Source organism: Nonomuraea sp. NPDC004186 (genome assembly GCF_053603495.1).
In genome coordinates, this window is sequence record NZ_JBSGFQ010000009.1 from 25,756 (window position 1) to 40,294 (window position 14,539).

Annotated in this window: 13 protein-coding genes; 6 read left to right on the forward strand and 7 right to left on the reverse strand. The window is 70.5% G+C overall.

From position 1 onward, the window contains the following. Nucleotides 1-130: 130 nt before the first annotated feature. Nucleotides 131-682, reverse strand: coding sequence for a helix-turn-helix domain-containing protein (locus tag ACWEPL_RS09710; protein WP_452435758.1), 552 nt, complete (start codon nucleotides 680-682; stop codon nucleotides 131-133). A gap of 152 nt (nucleotides 683-834) precedes the next feature. Here ACWEPL_RS09710 and ACWEPL_RS09715 point away from each other — a divergent pair, with 152 nt between their 5' ends. Next, nucleotides 835-1,470: a class I SAM-dependent methyltransferase gene (locus ACWEPL_RS09715; RefSeq protein ID WP_452435759.1), complete on the forward strand. Its 636-nt coding sequence runs from the start codon at nucleotides 835-837 to the stop codon at nucleotides 1,468-1,470. A gap of 36 nt (nucleotides 1,471-1,506) precedes the next feature. Then, complete coding sequence (locus ACWEPL_RS09720; RefSeq protein WP_452435760.1) at nucleotides 1,507-3,075, forward strand: MFS transporter; 1,569 nt, start codon at nucleotides 1,507-1,509, stop codon at nucleotides 3,073-3,075. Nucleotides 3,076-3,359: 284 nt separating this feature from the next. Here ACWEPL_RS09720 and ACWEPL_RS09725 read toward each other — a convergent pair whose 3' ends face one another. Continuing rightward, nucleotides 3,360-3,506 (reverse strand): hypothetical protein, encoded by a 147-nt coding sequence (locus ACWEPL_RS09725; RefSeq protein WP_452435761.1) that lies wholly within the window; start codon nucleotides 3,504-3,506, stop codon nucleotides 3,360-3,362. Between the two features lie 538 nt (nucleotides 3,507-4,044). Between ACWEPL_RS09725 and ACWEPL_RS09730 the strand changes: the two genes are divergently transcribed. The 4 genes from ACWEPL_RS09730 to ACWEPL_RS09745 all read left to right on the forward strand — a co-directional run bounded on the left by ACWEPL_RS09730 (nucleotide 4,045) and on the right by ACWEPL_RS09745 (nucleotide 7,928). After that, nucleotides 4,045-4,530 (forward strand): carboxymuconolactone decarboxylase family protein, encoded by a 486-nt coding sequence (locus tag ACWEPL_RS09730; protein WP_452435762.1) that lies wholly within the window; start codon nucleotides 4,045-4,047, stop codon nucleotides 4,528-4,530. A 103-nt stretch (nucleotides 4,531-4,633) separates the two neighbouring features. Continuing rightward, a complete protein-coding gene (locus ACWEPL_RS09735; protein WP_363973929.1) occupies nucleotides 4,634-5,575 on the forward strand; it encodes an RNA polymerase sigma-70 factor in 942 nt (313 codons plus the stop codon). 79 nt (nucleotides 5,576-5,654) lie between these two features. After that, nucleotides 5,655-6,851 (forward strand): NAD(P)/FAD-dependent oxidoreductase, encoded by a 1,197-nt coding sequence (locus ACWEPL_RS09740; RefSeq protein ID WP_452435763.1) that lies wholly within the window; start codon nucleotides 5,655-5,657, stop codon nucleotides 6,849-6,851. Between the two features lie 102 nt (nucleotides 6,852-6,953). Then, nucleotides 6,954-7,928, forward strand: a complete 975-nt coding sequence (locus ACWEPL_RS09745) for a redoxin family protein (protein ID WP_452435764.1) — start codon at nucleotides 6,954-6,956, stop codon at nucleotides 7,926-7,928. On the opposite strand, the gene ACWEPL_RS09750 is transcribed toward ACWEPL_RS09745, so the two are convergent. Genes ACWEPL_RS09750 through ACWEPL_RS09770 form a run of 5 tightly spaced genes read right to left on the reverse strand, consistent with a single transcriptional unit; the run spans nucleotide 7,909 to nucleotide 14,299 of the window. Beyond that, on the reverse strand, nucleotides 7,909-9,699 hold the full coding sequence (locus ACWEPL_RS09750; RefSeq protein ID WP_452435765.1) for an FtsX-like permease family protein: 1,791 nt from the start codon (nucleotides 9,697-9,699) through the stop codon (nucleotides 7,909-7,911). The two genes, ACWEPL_RS09745 and ACWEPL_RS09750, sit on opposite strands and share 20 nt — an antisense overlap. A gap of 5 nt (nucleotides 9,700-9,704) precedes the next feature. Continuing rightward, on the reverse strand, nucleotides 9,705-10,451 hold the full coding sequence (locus tag ACWEPL_RS09755; RefSeq protein WP_355196348.1) for an ABC transporter ATP-binding protein: 747 nt from the start codon (nucleotides 10,449-10,451) through the stop codon (nucleotides 9,705-9,707). Next, nucleotides 10,448-10,981: a PadR family transcriptional regulator gene (locus ACWEPL_RS09760; RefSeq protein ID WP_452435766.1), complete on the reverse strand. Its 534-nt coding sequence runs from the start codon at nucleotides 10,979-10,981 to the stop codon at nucleotides 10,448-10,450. The genes ACWEPL_RS09755 and ACWEPL_RS09760 overlap by 4 nt, the downstream gene beginning before the upstream one ends. Before the next feature lie 11 nt (nucleotides 10,982-10,992). Then, nucleotides 10,993-13,275 carry a transglycosylase domain-containing protein gene (locus tag ACWEPL_RS09765; protein WP_452435767.1) on the reverse strand — a complete coding sequence of 761 codons (2,283 nt, stop codon included), beginning with the start codon at nucleotides 13,273-13,275 and terminating at the stop codon, nucleotides 10,993-10,995. 58 nt (nucleotides 13,276-13,333) lie between these two features. Beyond that, nucleotides 13,334-14,299 (reverse strand): WD40 repeat domain-containing protein, encoded by a 966-nt coding sequence (locus ACWEPL_RS09770; protein ID WP_452435768.1) that lies wholly within the window; start codon nucleotides 14,297-14,299, stop codon nucleotides 13,334-13,336. Nucleotides 14,300-14,539: the final 240 nt, after the last annotated feature.

Here is a 14,539-nt window from a genome sequence, read left to right on the forward strand (position 1 = left end):
ACCGGCCCCGAGGCTGGGCCTCGGCACCGCAACGGCCGACGAAGCCGTCGCAGGGCATGGGGGAATCGTGTGGGTACCTCCCGGGGCCGGTACCGCGGCCCGGTTCTGTGGCTCCCGTACCTGAGCTTTCTTACTCGACCGGGCCCTGCCTCGGTGCCGCACGGACGTGCGCGCGTTCGCCTTGTTTCCCGATGAGGCTCAGGAACTCGACGGGTCCGGCGCTGGTGGCCCCGAACCAGTGCGGGGTACGCGTGTCGAACTCCGCCGCCTCCCCTGGCCTGAGGATGAGGTCATGCTCCCCGAGCACGAGGCGGAGCGTTCCGTTGAGGACATAGGCCCAGTCGTAGCCCTCGTGGGTGCGCAGATCGGGTTCGGCGTCGTCGCTTCCGGTCGGGAGGACGAACTTGTAGGCCTGGATTCCTCCGGGCCTTCGGGTCAGCGGCAGGACGACCGAGCCGTCGCCGCACGGGATGGGACGCAGATTGACGCGGGGATCGCCGGTCGGCGGCGCGTCGACGAGCTCGTCGAGTGTGACGCCGTAGGCGCGAGCAAGCGGAAGCAACTGCTCGAGCGTGGGACGTCGCAGGCCCGCCTCGAGCCGGGACAACGTGCTGGTGGAGATGCCGGTCTCCGCCGCGAGGTCGGCGAGCGTGACGTCTCGATGCAGCCGAAGGCGTTTCAACCTCGGTCCCACAGCGTCAAGAGTGCGGTCTATGGTTTCGTCCACCCCGCCATTTTGCCATTCGGCAACAGCGTTTGCGAATCTGCCTGCTCTGTCAGCACCATGAACAACGCCACGGCGGAGAGATCATCGCGAACAAGGGAAAACGACCTATGACGTACGAATTCGACAAGGACTTCTGGGAGCGGCACTGGCAAGAGGGGCGAGCCGGGGGCTCCGGGTCCATGGGCGGCAACCCGCCGAACCCGTACCTCGCCCGCGAGACCAGCGGCCTGACACCGGGCACGGCACTGGACGCCGGGTGCGGCGGCGGCGCCGAGGCGATCTGGCTCGCCTCTCACGGCTGGCACGTCACCGCGGCCGACATCTCGTCCGAGGCCCTTGCTCGCGCTGCCGAGCGCGCGGCGACGAGCGGGGCCTCCGAGCGGTTGCAGTGGGTTGAGGCGGATCTGCGCCTCTGGAACCCGGGCGATCGGTTCGACCTGGTCATGACCCACTACGCCCACCCGGCGATGCCCCAGCTGGAGTTCTACGATCGCATCGCCGGGTGGGTGGCTCCCGGCGGCACGCTGCTCATCGTGGGGCACCTGCACACCCCGGAATCCACCGGCCACGGGCACCAGCATCCGGCCGAAGCGTCGGCCACCGCCGTGACCGTCACCGCGCGCCTGGACGGCACGGAGTGGGAGATCGTCACCGCCGAAGAGCCCCGCCGCACGCTCACCGGCCACGGGGGTCGAGCGGTCCCCCTGCACGACGTCGTCGTGCGCGCCACCCGCCGCCGGTGACCGCGCCGACTCCCCTGGCCTTCTGAAAGGAATCGCATGAGTACGAACCCGGGAGCACCCGGCCCGACCATCCACGACCCACGACAGCGACGTACGATCCTGGCCGGGGTCTGCATCGCGCTCATGGCGGTCATCGCTTCGGTGTCCGGGCTGAACGTCGCCCAGTCGGAGCTCACCGTCGCGTTCGACGCCTCGCAGACCGAGGTCTTGTGGTTCATCAACATCTACACCCTCAGCCTGGCCGCGTTGCTCCTGCCACTCGGCGCGATGGGCGACCGGTGGGGCCGCAGGCCGGTGCTGCTCGCCGGCCTGGTCGTGTTCGGAGCAGCGAGTGCGGCGGCCGGCCTGGCCACGTCGTCCGGGATCATGCTCGCCGCGCGGTTCCTGAGCGGCGTGGGCGCAGCGATGATCATGCCGGCCACCCTCGCCGTCATCACCTCGACCTTTCCGGATGAGGAACGTTCCAAGGCGATCGGCGTGTGGACCGGCGTCGCCGGCGGTGGAGGCATCTTGGGGATGTACCTGTCGGCGGTCCTGGTCGACCTGGCGAGCTGGCGGTGGCTGTTCGTCCTGCCGGTCGTGCTCGTCGTCGTCGCCATCGTCATGGCGCTGCGATCCGTCCCGAACTCGCGCGAGGCGTCAGGGCACGGGTTCGACGCCATAGGCTCGGTGTCGTCCGCGGTCGCGGTGGTCGGGCTCGTCTTCTTCCTCCACGAGGGCCCCGAACGAGGCTGGACCGCGCCCGCGACGCTGCTGGGCCTTGTCGTCGGCCTCGTCGCCGCTGTCGGATTCGTGGCATGGGAGCTGCGCCGGCAGGCACCGCTTCTCGACGTCCGCCTGTTCCGCGAACGTGGTCTCGCGAGCGGTTCCGTGTCTCTCTTGACGGTCTTCGGCGTGCAGGCGGGGATCTTCGTGGTCCTCTTCCCGTACTTCCAGGCGGTGCTCGGCTGGTCCGGCCTTCGCTCCACCCTGGCGCTCATGCCGATGGCGCTGCTGATGATGTTCGCCTCCGGCCTCGCCCCGCAGGTGGCCGCGCGCATCGGCAGCCGTTCGACGATGGCCTCAGGGATCTTCCTGGGCGGCGCGGGGCTGGTCCTCATGGCCACCTTCGTCTCCGTCGACGGCGGCTACCTGTCGATCCTCCCCGGCATGCTCGCCATGGGACTCGGCATGGGTGTGACGATGACGCCCTCCACCGAGGCCATCACCACCGCCTTGCCGCGTGAGCGCCAAGGTGTCGCGTCCGCGCTCAACGACGTCACCAGGGAGTTCGGGACGGCGCTCGGTGTCGCGCTGCTGGGAGCGGTCCTGACCGCCGGGTACCGCGGCGCCATCGACTCCCGGCTCGGCGGAGTGCCGGACGCCGCCGCCGACACCGCCCGCGAGGGGGTCGCCAACGTCCTCGCGGGCGGCGCCGGGACGCAGGCGCTGATCCGGGCCGCCCAAGAGTCCTTTGTCGCCGGGTGGCAGCAGGCCATGTGGGCGGGCGCGGTGGTCATGGCGATCCTGTTCGTGTACGTTCTCGCGCGAGGTCCGCGGCCACGGCCCCGGGGTTCCGACAGCGACAGCCGTGAATCCAACGATGTAGCCGCCGACCTGCGCTGACTCACCCAGGCGACGACCGTCTCCTCTGAGCTCGAACGGCCCGCCGTCCTTGCCCGTCCCGGTCCGTCCGAAGGCCCACAGGTCGTCCGGGGCGACCGCCACCACTGACAGTGTGACGAAGACGCCGTGCTCGGCCAGGGACGGGCAAGTACTGCCCGCCGCTCTACGGTCGGCCCGATGCTGCTGTACGCGGGCACGGCCGACCCTTGGCACGAGCCGATGCGGACCTTGGCCGAGCGCTCAGGCGCGAGCTTCGTGTCCGTGTCCGACGCGAATCACCAGGGCTACTCGGACAAGACCATGTACTGGTCGTGGCGGCCGTAGAGGTTGGTCCACTCCTCCTCGCTGAGTTGCCGCCCGCTCGCCACGATCTCGGCCAGCTCCTCGAAGTAGGCCTCGCGAGGAGCGCCAGGGGCGAACAGCACCAGCATCGTGGCCGGCCCGTCCGAGTTGCGGAACGCGTGAATCCCGCCCGGAGGGACATGGAGGAAGTCACCTGGGGCCCCGTCGGCCCAGCTTTCCCCGTTGTACAGCTGACCGTCCCGTTCAGGACGAAGAAGGACTCGGAGAAGGTCCGGTGAAAGTGAGGTCCTCCCCCGGACGGCTCGGCGCCCATCTCCCACCGGTAGAGCCCGTACTGGCCGCCGGTACTCGCGCCGGTGGCCAGGTAGTGCACCCTCGTACGCCCGCCGATCAACAGGTCCGGCGCGGTGTCCGCCGTGTGGAGCCTGCCGGTGACCTCTCCCTTGTCACCCAGGTAGCGAGCGTCCGGATATGACATCCCATTCCTCCTCGTCGATGGAGGAACTCTATAGGTGCCGGTTCCGGGCGCTTTGTGACACCCAGGCCTGGTGGCGCACGTCACATCGTCGAGTTGTCACAGGGACCGGGTGGCCGGCATCTCCATGCCGTCAGGACGCCGCGCGAACGATCCGCGCGGCGTGCAGCTCCACAAGTGAGGACGAAGTCATGGAACCCCGTATGAACCTGAACGCCAACGAGTTCGGCGCCAAGCTCGGCAAGCGGTTCTACAACGTCAGCCTGGCGATCGAGCAGTCGACGCTGCCCAAGCCCACCCAGGACCTGGTGATGCTGCGTGCCAGCCAGATCAACGGCTGCGGCTTCTGCGTCGACTACCACTCCAAGGATGCCGCGGCCGCCGGGGAGAGCGCGGTCCGGCTCAGCCTGGTCGCCGCCTGGCGCGAGTCCACCGTGTTCTCCGAGGCCGAGCGGGCCGCGCTGGCGCTGGCCGAGGAGGGCACCCGGCTCGCCGACGCCTACCAGGGGGTGTCCGACGAGACCTGGGCGCAGGCGCGCAAGCACTACGACGACGACCAGATCACCGCGCTGGTCTACCTGGTCGCCATGATCAACGCGGCCAACCGGCTCGGCGTGATCGTGCGTACCCAGGGAGGCTCCTACGAGCCCGGCATGTTCGCGAGCATGTCGAGCTGATCGACGGGCGAACCCCGGTCCAGGATCGTTCGATCCCGGGCCGGGGCCGCCCAGGTCCGGGTGCGGCGGCGGCCGGTTCGCGCCGCGGGCTAGGATCGCGCCCATGCCCTTGACTGTGGACGACGTCGACCGGTTCGAGGCGTCCAGGCCGCGCCTGGAGGCCATCGCCTACCGCCTCCTCGGCTCCGCCTCGGAGGCCGAGGACGCCGTGCAGGAGACGTTCCTGCGCTGGCAGGCCGCCGACGTCGACCGCATCGAGGTCCACGAGGCCTGGCTGACGAAGGTCCTCACCAACCTGTGCCTCAACCAGCTCACCTCCGCGCGGGCGCGCCGCGAGACCTACGTGGGCCGATGGCTTCCGGAGCCGCTGCTCGCCGGGGACCCGATGCTCGGCCCGGCCGACACCGCCGAGCAGCGCGACTCGGTCTCGTACGCGGTCCTCACCCTCATGGAGCGCCTCTCCCCCAACGAGCGGGCGGTGTACGTGCTGCGGGAGGCCTTCGACTACCCGCACCGGGAGATCGCCGAGATCCTCGACCTCACCGAGGCCGCCAGCCAGCAGATCTTCCACCGCGCCAAGAAGCACGTCGCGGACGGCAAGGCCCGTACCGAGATCGACGCGGCCGCCGCCCGGCGGATCGTCGAGGAGTTCCTGGCGGCCGCCACCAGCGGCCGGACCGAGCCGCTCGTACGCCTGCTCACCGCGGACGCCATCTCGGTCGGCGACGGCGGCGGGAAGATCCCGGCCCGCACCAAGGCGTTCGAGGGCGCCGTCGCGGTCGCGAAGTTCCTGCGAGGCCTGTTCAAACCCGCCGAGGCCAAGCGCACCATGGTCGGCGGCCCGCCCGAGATCTACGCCTGGATCGCCAACGGCGACCCCGCCGTGGTGGCCGTCGTGGACGGCCGGGTCGTGGCCATCATGTGCCTGGAGGTCACCGCCGAGGGCATCACCGCGTTCCGCAACCAGGTCAACCCCGACAAGCTCGAACGCGCGACCGCGCAATGGGCGGCCGCCGACCACGGGGAGCCCCTGTTCGATATGTGAGGTGCTTCACATCCCGTTCCTGTCAGGAAACGGCGGGCTGCCCGGTTCAAGAGGCAACCGCACCAGACAGGAGCAGGAAATGCAGCACCGCATCGTCGTCCTCGGAGCCGGATACACCGGAGCCGTCGCCGCCGGCCGCCTCGCCAAGCGGCTCCACCGCGAGGACGTCGCCATCACCCTCGTCAACGCCGAGCCCGACTTCGTCGAACGCGTCCGCATGCACCAGGTGGCGACCGGCCAGGACCTCAAGCCCCGGCCGTTCAGCGAGATGTTCGCGGGCACCGGCGTCGAAATCCGGCTCGCGCAGGTCACCGGCGTCGACGTCGACCGCAAGACCGTCGCCGTCATCGACGCGAACGGCGCCGGACAGCTCCACTACGACACCCTCGTCTACGCCCTCGGCAGCCGCTGGAACGCCCAAGGCGTCCCCGGGACCGCCGAGCACGCCCACGAGATCGCCAGCCGCCCCGGAGCGCTCCGGCTGCGCGAGCGCCTGGCGCGCCTCGACGCCGGGCAGAGCGTGGTCGTCGTCGGCGGCGGTCTCACCGGCGTGGAGGCCGCGACCGAGATCGCCGAGGCCCGCCCTGACCTCGACGTCGCCCTCGCCGCCCGGGACGGCCTCGGCGACTGGCTCTCCCCCAAGGGCCGCGAGCACCTGCGCAAGGTCTTCGGCAAGCTCGGGATCACCGCGTACGAGCACGCCGCCGTCACCGGCGTCGAAGCCGACCGCGTCACCACCGCCGACGGCACGGCCATCCCGGCCGCGGTCACCGTGTGGACCGCCGGTTTCGCAGTTCACCCGATCGCGAAGGCGACCGCCCTGGAGGTCACCGGCAGCGGCCAGATCGTGGTCGACGGGACCATGCGCTCGGTCTCGCACCCGGACGTGTACGCCATCGGCGACGCGGCCATGGTGATGGGCCCCGGCGACAAGCCGCTGCGCATGTCGTGCGCCTCGGGTACTCCGACCGCGTGGCAGGCCGCCGACGCGATCGCGGCGCGCCTGACCGGCGGGAAGCTCCCGAACGTGTCGATCCGCTACTTCAACCAGTGCATCTCGCTGGGCCGCAAGGAGGGCTTGATCCAGTACGTCACCGCCGACGACCGCGCCGTGCAGGCGGTCCTGACAGGCCGGCTCGCCGCCGTCTACAAGGAACTGATCTGCAAGAGCGCCGCCTGGGGCGTCGCCAACCCGACGCTCGGGCTGCCGACCCGGCGCCGCCGCGTCACCTGGGAGCGCGCCGCGGCGGGCTCGGCCGTCAAGGCGTCGGCATAGAGCGCGAGGGGAGGCGGGCGCCCGCGCGGCCCCAGAGACGTCCTCGGCCCGGCTTGACCTTACCCTCAAGGGCAAGGTTTACCGTTCTTCGAGGTGAGAGGCATGCGGATCAGCGAGCTGGCCCGTCGGGCGGGCGTGACGACAAAAGCGGTGCGTTACTACGAATCGCTGGGACTCCTCACGCCCGAGCGGCTGGCCAACGGCTACCGGGACTACGACGAGCACGACGTACGACTCACGCGGGAGATCAGGGCGCTCGGCAGCCTCGGGATCCCCGTCGAGCGCACCCGGCCGTTCCTGGACTGCCTCACGGCCGGCCACCGGCACGCCGACGACTGCCCGGCCTCGCTGGCCGGGTACCGGGACGCGATCGCCGAGCTCACGCAGCGGATCGAGGGGCTCACCGCCCGCCGGGCGGTGCTGATCGGGCACCTGGAGAAGGCCGCCCACCGCAACAGCCGCGTCTCACCGGCCACCGAAGGAGAGGACCCGATGACCGACTACGCGAGCCTGCCCGCTGACCTGCCCGTTCCCGAGGACGACGGCGCGGCCGCCCATCTGCCGGGCATGAAGGTGCCGCACCTGGAATTCCAGGGCACCGGCGGCGGAACGATCCGCCTTGACGCGCTCGGCGCGGCCCGGACGGTGCTCTACATCTACCCGCTCACCGGCCGCCCGGGCACCGACCTGCCCGACGGCTGGGACTCGATCCCCGGAGCGCGTGGCTGCACCCCCGAGGCCTGCGGCTTCCGCGACCACCATCAGGACCTGCTCGCCGCCGGCGCGGCCGGCGTGTTCGGCCTGTCGAGCCAGGACACCGACTATCAGCGCGAGGTCGTCGAGCGGCTCCACCTGCCGTTCCAGATGCTCTCCGACCCTGCGCGGAGCCTGGCCCAGTCGCTCGGTCTGCCCACGTTCGAGGCCGGCGGGCGGACGCTGTACAAGCGGCTGACCCTGATCATCCGCGACGGCGTGATCGAGCACGTCTTCTACCCGATCTTCCCGCCGGACGAGCACGCCGGCCAGGTCCTGACCTTGCTGCGCGACAACCCTCTGGTCAGGCCGTTTCGGCGCTGAGGGTCTGTGCCACGGGCCGACGGGCCGCCCAGCGTGCGGGTACGGCGGTGAGTGCCGCCGTTGCCAGGACGATCACGAGTGCGGCCGCCAGCATCCAGGAGACGGGCGGTGTGATCGTGTTCCCGACGCTGAAGAGCCCGAACAAGCCGATGCCCAGGGGAACGCCGGCGAGCGCGCCGAGCAGGGCGGGCAGGAGCTGGGCGGCGGACAGCCCCGCGGAGATCTGTCCCGGGGTGGCGCCGAGGGTGCGGGCGATGGCCATGTTCGCTCGGGCGTCCATCGCCGTGGTCCAGGTGAGCGTGATCGTGTTCACGACGGCGAGGGCGATCAGCAGGATGGCGACGGCGAGCATCAGCCGGCGGTCGTGCTCGCCCCGCAGGTTGGGCAGGGCGGAGGAGCCGTTGAGGCCGTAGCCCCTCTCCGATTGGACGTAGAGGGTCAGCAGGGCGACGATCGCGATCATTGTGGTGGCGGTGGAGCACGCCTGCAGCACGGCGCGGCCCGGCCGGCGCGCGGTCAGCCGCAGCCCGAGCAGCAGCGGCGTGGGCAGCAGCGCTGACAGCGCGGTGAGCCAGGGCCGGTGACGGGGCTGGCGCGCGGTGGCGGACAGCGCGGTGACGGTCGCCGTACGCATGGCCCGCAGGGTGGGACGCAGCGTGGACAGCACCGCCACCGCCACGGCCAGGACGGTCGCCGTGGCGACGGTGGCGCCGCCGGGCCCGACCGCTTCGCCGATCCGGCTGGCGGTGGGGCTGGCGATGGCGGGCACGGTCAGGCGGGCGATCACCAGCCCCAGCACGTCGCCGACCAGCGCCAGCACCAGGTACTCGGTGAACAGGACGGCGGCGATCAGGCCCGGGGTGGCGCCGACGGCCTTGAGCAGCCCGGCCCGGCGCGTCTGCTCGACGGCGCGTCCCGCCGCCAGTGCCGCCACTCCGGTGATGGCCAGGAAGCTGAGCAGCCAGCTGCCGACGACCAGGATCGGCTGGCTGTTCCTGAGGATGACCATGTCCTGTTGCGCGGTGAACTGCCAGGAGTGGAAGTTGACCCTGAGGGTGGGCACGCTCCGGGCGTCGATGAAGGCCTCGGTGGCGGCGGGGTCGCGCAGCTTGAGGTCCATGGCTGTGGTCACCGGGAGGTCTTGGGACGACGCCAGTGTCCGGGCGTCCGTCTGGGTCATCCAGGCCAGGCCGCTGTAGTCGCTGGGGCCGCCGCCCGGGCCGATCTGCGCCGCCCAGGGGTAGATGGAGGTGGCCGCGGTGACGGCGATCCCGACGACGGGGTACGACCGGCCGGCGATGGTGACGTGGTCGCCGACGCCGACGCCCAGCGCGGTGGCGAAGCCGCGTTCGAGGACCGTGCCGCCGGAGCGTATCCACTGACCCGAGGTCACCAGGGGCCGGTTGACCGCGCCGGGCTTCTCGGCGAAGCCCTGCACCACCACTGGGGACGACGTGGAATCACGCGTGGTGAGGTTGGCGTAGACGATGCGGTAAGGGCCATGGTGGGCGACCACGTCGGGAGTGTCCGTCAGCGAGACCAGGGTCGGGGTCACCGCGGGGCCCGTCTCGCCGGAGAGCACCACCACGTCCGGCCCGGCGGTGGCCGCGCGGGTCTGCACGTACAGCGCGTCGCTCACGCCGCGCAGGGACAGGCCCAGTGCCATCGTGGCGGTGGCCACGGTCACCGCGAGCAGGAGCATCACGGCCTGGACCCGGTGCCGCCGCACGTCAGCCAGCACCAGACGCACGACGAGGACGATGGAGCCCATGCCGTTCAGCCCTCCAGCCCGATCAGGCCGCCGAGCCACCCGGTGCCGGTGCCCGTGCCGGCCATCCGGGTGTCGTCGACGAACATCCCGTCGCGCATCGAGATCAGCCGGTCCGCGGTGGCCGCGACCCGCTCGTCGTGCGTGACGATCACGAGGGTCTGCCCCGCCGAACGCAGGTCCTCGAAGATCCTCAGCACGTCGAGGGTCGCCGCGGTGTCGAGGTTGCCGGTCGGCTCGTCGGCCAGGACCACCAGCGGGTCGTTGGCCAGCGCGCGGGCGATGGCGATCCGCTGGCGTTGCCCGCCCGACAGCTGCGACGGCAGATGCCGGGCACGGTCGGTGAGCCCGACCCGTTCCAGCAGCAGGCCCGTGCGCCGCCTGGCCTCGCGCCGCGAGCGCCCGGCCAGCAGTACGGGCAGCTCCACGTTCTCGGCCGCCGACAGCTCCTCCACCAGATGGAAGGCCTGGAAGACGAACCCCACCGACCGGCGCCGCAGCCGCGCCAGAGCCCGCTCGCTCAGGGTGTCGATGCGCCGGCCGGCCAGCCACACCTCGCCGTCGCTGGGCCGCTCCAGGCCGCCGAGCAGGTGGAGCAGGGTGGACTTCCCGCAGCCGCTGGGGCCCATCACGGCCAGCATCTGCCCCTGGGGCACCTCCAGGTCGACGTCGTCGACCGCGCGGACCCGGCCCTGCCCCTGACCGTGGTGTTTCACCAGGCCGCGGACACCGACCACGGGACTCGACTCGCTCATGCGTTCTCAACCTTGTCGTCGATCCTGGACCAGGCTCGCTCGCAGGCCGCCAGCCAGCGCAGGTCCGCCTGCAGCCGCAGCATGATCCCTTCCAGCAGCAGGCCGGCGCCCGAGCCCGCCGGTTCGGCCAGCGCCGCGTGCTGCGTCTCGTTCAGGCGGCGCAGCAGCTCGCGGCGCTGCGCCGCGACCAGCTCGACCGGGTCGGCCAGCCGGGCCGCGGCGGCCGCGACGAGCTTGAGGTGAAACTCCGCCAGGTCCGGTTTCGGCCAGCCCACCTCGGCCAGCCACGCGGCCACCCGCTGCTGCCCGGCCGGCGTCAGCGCATAGACCTTGCGGTCCGGCCGCTCGGGAAGGCCGTCGGCCCGCTCACAGACCACGAGCCCCGCTTTTTCCAGCCGGGCCAGCGTCACATAGATCTGACCGCGGTTCATCGACTCACCCAGCGGCCCGAGACTCTGCCGCAGCCGGGCGTGCAGGTGGTAGCCGTGCGACGCCTCCTTGGCGAGCATCGCCAGCACTGCGTCTTGCACGTCCCTCCCTCCTAAGGCTTCCTGAGCCGGAACCCGGTGGTGACGTCGTCCCCTTCGAGGGGATCGTCGTCCTCGAACGGGTCGTCGCCGACGTCGTCGTCGGTGGACGGCTCCTCGGTCGGCTTGGGCGTCGGCTTCTGCACCAGGTCGTGCTGCCGGCCGCCGAAGGTCGGCACCGGGAACTGCTCGACCGGCTTGCCGTCCATCGCGATCGTCATGAAGTCACGCCAGATCTTGGTAGGTGTCCCGGCGCCCTGGATGTTGCCCAGGGAGACCTCCTTGGGCAGGGGGTAGCCGTTGGCGTCCTTGATGACCTTCTTGGTCTTCGGGTCCGTCCGCGGGACCTCCTTGTACATCCCGACGGCCGCGGAGAGTTGCGGGGTGTATCCGACGAACCAGGCTTCCTTGTTCTCGTTGTTGGTGCCGGTCTTGCCGGCGATCGGACGCCCGCCGGGCAGCGAGGTGCCCCTGGCGGTGCCGTTCTTGACCACCTGCTGCATCGCGTAGGTCGCGTCCGCGGCACTGTCCGGGCTGATGACCGTTTTGGGCACGCCGGCCTCCTCCATGACGGTCATCCCCTTGAACGTCTTGACCGAGACGACCACGTGCGCGTCGTGGTGGACACCGCCGTTGGCGAAGATGCCGTACCCGTCGGCCTGCTCGACCGGGGTGACCAGGCCGGCGCCGATGGACATGCCGAACGCGTGGTCCTTGACGGCCTGGTCCAGATTCTTCTTGTTGATCCCGGCGTCCCCGGCGATCCTCTCGACCTCCTTCAGGCCGACCTCCTGCGCCATCGTGGCGAACGCCGTGTTCACCGACTCGGCGGTGGCCCGGTCGATCTGCACGGCCGCGCCGAGGTTGTGCGAGTTGCCGATCGGCTTGGTGCCCGGCAGCGTGACCGGGCCGTTGCCGGACACGTAGCTCTTGAGGCTGTAGCCGTTCTCGAGCCAGGCGGCCAGCACGTACGGCTTGAACGCCGACGCGGCCTGCTTGTAGGCGTCGAAGGCGTTGTTGGTGAAGCTCTTCAGGTAGTCGCGGCCGCTGTAGAACGCGATCACCCGGCCGTTGCGCGGGTCCACGGCGGCCATGTTCGCGCGGATGTGCTTGTCGTGGACGGTGGCGAGGTTGCTCTCCACCGCCTTCTTCGCGGCCTGCATGAGCTTCCTGTCGAACGTCGTCGTGACCCGGAAACCGCCGCTGCGCAGGCTTTCCCTGGAGATCCCCCGCTGCTCCAGCTCACGCTGCGCGATGTCGACCATGTAGCCGTTGATGCCCTTGAGGGTCTCTTTCTTGTCCAGCTTGGCGAGCTTGGGGAACTTCGCCGCCTTGGGCAGCTGCCCGTACTTCGCCGGGTCGACGATCGCCATGCCGCCGATGACGTACGCGAACCGCTCCCGGGTCGGCGCCCAGTTCTTCTTGGCCTCCGTCTTGTCGAAGACGACCGGGTTCTGGATCCGGCCCGCCAGGTAGGCCGCCTCGGCGGCGGTCAGCTTGTCGACGTCCTTGTCGAAGAACGCCTGGGCGGCGGCCTGGATGCCGTCCGCACCGCGGCCGAAATAGATGGTGTTGAGGTAGTTGGCGAGGATCTCGTCCTTCGACATCTCCTTGCTGGCGCGGATCGAGACGAAGATCTCCTTGACCTTCCGCTGAATGGTCCGCTCCTGGCTGAGGCCGTCGTAGTAGGCCCGCGCCATCTCCTGCGTGATCGTCGAGCCGCCCTGGACCTGCTGGCCGGTCAGGGTGCTCCACGCCGCCCGCGTGATGCCGGACACCGAGATGCCCGGGTCGGTGCGGAACGTGCGGTTCTCGGCGGCGATGAAGGCGTCCTGGACATGCCGCGGGATCTTGGTGATCGGGACGATCTCGCGCTTGGTGCCGAGCCGGGCGATCTCGGTCTTGCCGTCCCGGTAGTAGATGACGCTGCCCTGCTCGGTTGCCTTCTGCTGGGTCGCCAGAGGCAGCGGGGTGTTGGCGTACGCCACCATGATCATGCCGAAGAGGCCCACCGCCAGCACCGTGCAGGCGAGGACCACGACCTTCCAGCTGGGGATGAACCGCTTCCAGCCGGTCCGGCGCGGCCGGTCGCCGTCCTCGTCCGGCCCTCCCCCGGGACCTTCACCGCCCGGCCCGCCTCGCCCCTGGCCGCCGGCTCTCCGTAACCCGTCACCACCTGGCACCGTCGCCTGGGGGGTGGCGCGGCGCCGCCTCCTGCGCGGGCTTTCCCCGGCGCCGCTGCGGTCGGCCTCGCGCCGAGTATGTGAGCGGTACCCGTGCGACGGCTCCTCGGCCATTGCCAGCAATCTATCCCCCTAACGGTTAGCCAATAGATAGCGGTTACCCTAAGGGGTGTCAAAGCGCCGGGGGCGCGAGGTCGGACTCGTTCCAGATCCGCAGGACTCCGTCGCCCCCGGAGGTGACGAGCACGCACCGGCCGTCGACGATCGCCGGCTCCATCGTCGTGATGCCGTGCCCGTGCGCGTTGACGTGGCCGACCTCGGTCCCGTCGGTGGCGTCCCACAGGCGCAGCGAGTCCTGGGTCGGGGTCACCACCAGCGGCCGCCCGTCCACCGTCATCACCGCCACTGTCTCCAGAGCACCGCCCGAAGCGGGGACCGGTCCGTACAGCGGCTCGTCCGGTTCGGCGTCAAGGGCCCAGGCGTACAGTTCGCCCTTCTCGGTGACCGCGACGATCGCCGTGCGCTCTGCGAGAGCGCAGGCGGTCACGGCCCACACCCGCCCCTCGTACGGGTAGAAGGAGCCGAGCTCGGTGAGGCTCGCGGCGTCCCACACATGAGCTCCCGACCCGCCCGCCAGGATCAGGCGGCGGCTGCCGACCTGTGCCGTCCCAAGGCAGGACAACTGGCCTACTTCGTCAAGCAGTGTGTCCGTGCCGTCCGGCGACCAGAGCCGTACCTCCTCGGAATACTGCTGCGCGGTGACGAACCGGCCGTCGAGCGCGATGACGTCCGCGAGGTAGGCGCCGTTGAGCGGCGTCCGCCACAGGAGCTCACCGCTGCCGAGATCCCACAGAGCCGGCTCCTGCTCGTCCCCGCCGGCCGCCAGGAGGAGCCTGCCGTCAACGGAAAGCGCGGCGACCATGTCGATGACGTTCGCGGCATCGGGGAACTGCGCCACGATCGGATCCCCCGCGTGCGCGTACGGCAGGGAATGCCCCGACCATTCGCCGGTCGACGGAGACCACGTCCACACCCCGCCCCACCTGTCCGCGCAGACGATCAGGGAGCTTCCCTCGTGGCGTACAACGGAGAGGTCGCGGATCGGGGAATCGGTGGGAATCGTTTCGCTCATGATCATCCGCAGAGTGTAGCCACCCGCTGCGGGCCACCATCGGGTACACCGGAATACGACGGAAACACACCGCGGGCCTGACGACTGATCGGCAACTGGACGCTCGACCTGACCCCGCCGGATCGGGACCCCACGACCCGGCCTGACCGCAGGAGGAGGAGCGCACGAAGAGCCCGGCGCCGCCCGAACTTCCTGTACTCCGTTCAAGCCGACTTGAGCCCAAGGCCTGCTTGGCAGGAATTGGTA

Excerpts from the sequence above, each read along its gene's own strand:
- ACWEPL_RS09715 (WP_452435759.1), top strand. The coding sequence starts at position 835 with ATGACGTACGAATTCGACAAGGACTTCTGGGAGCGGCACTGGCAAGAG.
- ACWEPL_RS09725 (WP_452435761.1), bottom strand. The coding sequence starts at position 3,506 with ATGCTGGTGCTGTTCGCCCCTGGCGCTCCTCGCGAGGCCTACTTCGAG.
- ACWEPL_RS09745 (WP_452435764.1), top strand. The coding sequence starts at position 6,954 with ATGCGGATCAGCGAGCTGGCCCGTCGGGCGGGCGTGACGACAAAAGCG.
- ACWEPL_RS09720 (WP_452435760.1), top strand. The coding sequence starts at position 1,507 with ATGAGTACGAACCCGGGAGCACCCGGCCCGACCATCCACGACCCACGA.
- ACWEPL_RS09735 (WP_363973929.1), top strand. The coding sequence starts at position 4,634 with ATGCCCTTGACTGTGGACGACGTCGACCGGTTCGAGGCGTCCAGGCCG.
- ACWEPL_RS09765 (WP_452435767.1), bottom strand. The coding sequence starts at position 13,275 with ATGGCCGAGGAGCCGTCGCACGGGTACCGCTCACATACTCGGCGCGAG.
- ACWEPL_RS09750 (WP_452435765.1), bottom strand. The coding sequence starts at position 9,699 with ATGGGCTCCATCGTCCTCGTCGTGCGTCTGGTGCTGGCTGACGTGCGG.
- ACWEPL_RS09740 (WP_452435763.1), top strand. The coding sequence starts at position 5,655 with ATGCAGCACCGCATCGTCGTCCTCGGAGCCGGATACACCGGAGCCGTC.
- ACWEPL_RS09770 (WP_452435768.1), bottom strand. The coding sequence starts at position 14,299 with ATGATCATGAGCGAAACGATTCCCACCGATTCCCCGATCCGCGACCTC.
- ACWEPL_RS09730 (WP_452435762.1), top strand. The coding sequence starts at position 4,045 with ATGGAACCCCGTATGAACCTGAACGCCAACGAGTTCGGCGCCAAGCTC.
- ACWEPL_RS09755 (WP_355196348.1), bottom strand. The coding sequence starts at position 10,451 with ATGAGCGAGTCGAGTCCCGTGGTCGGTGTCCGCGGCCTGGTGAAACAC.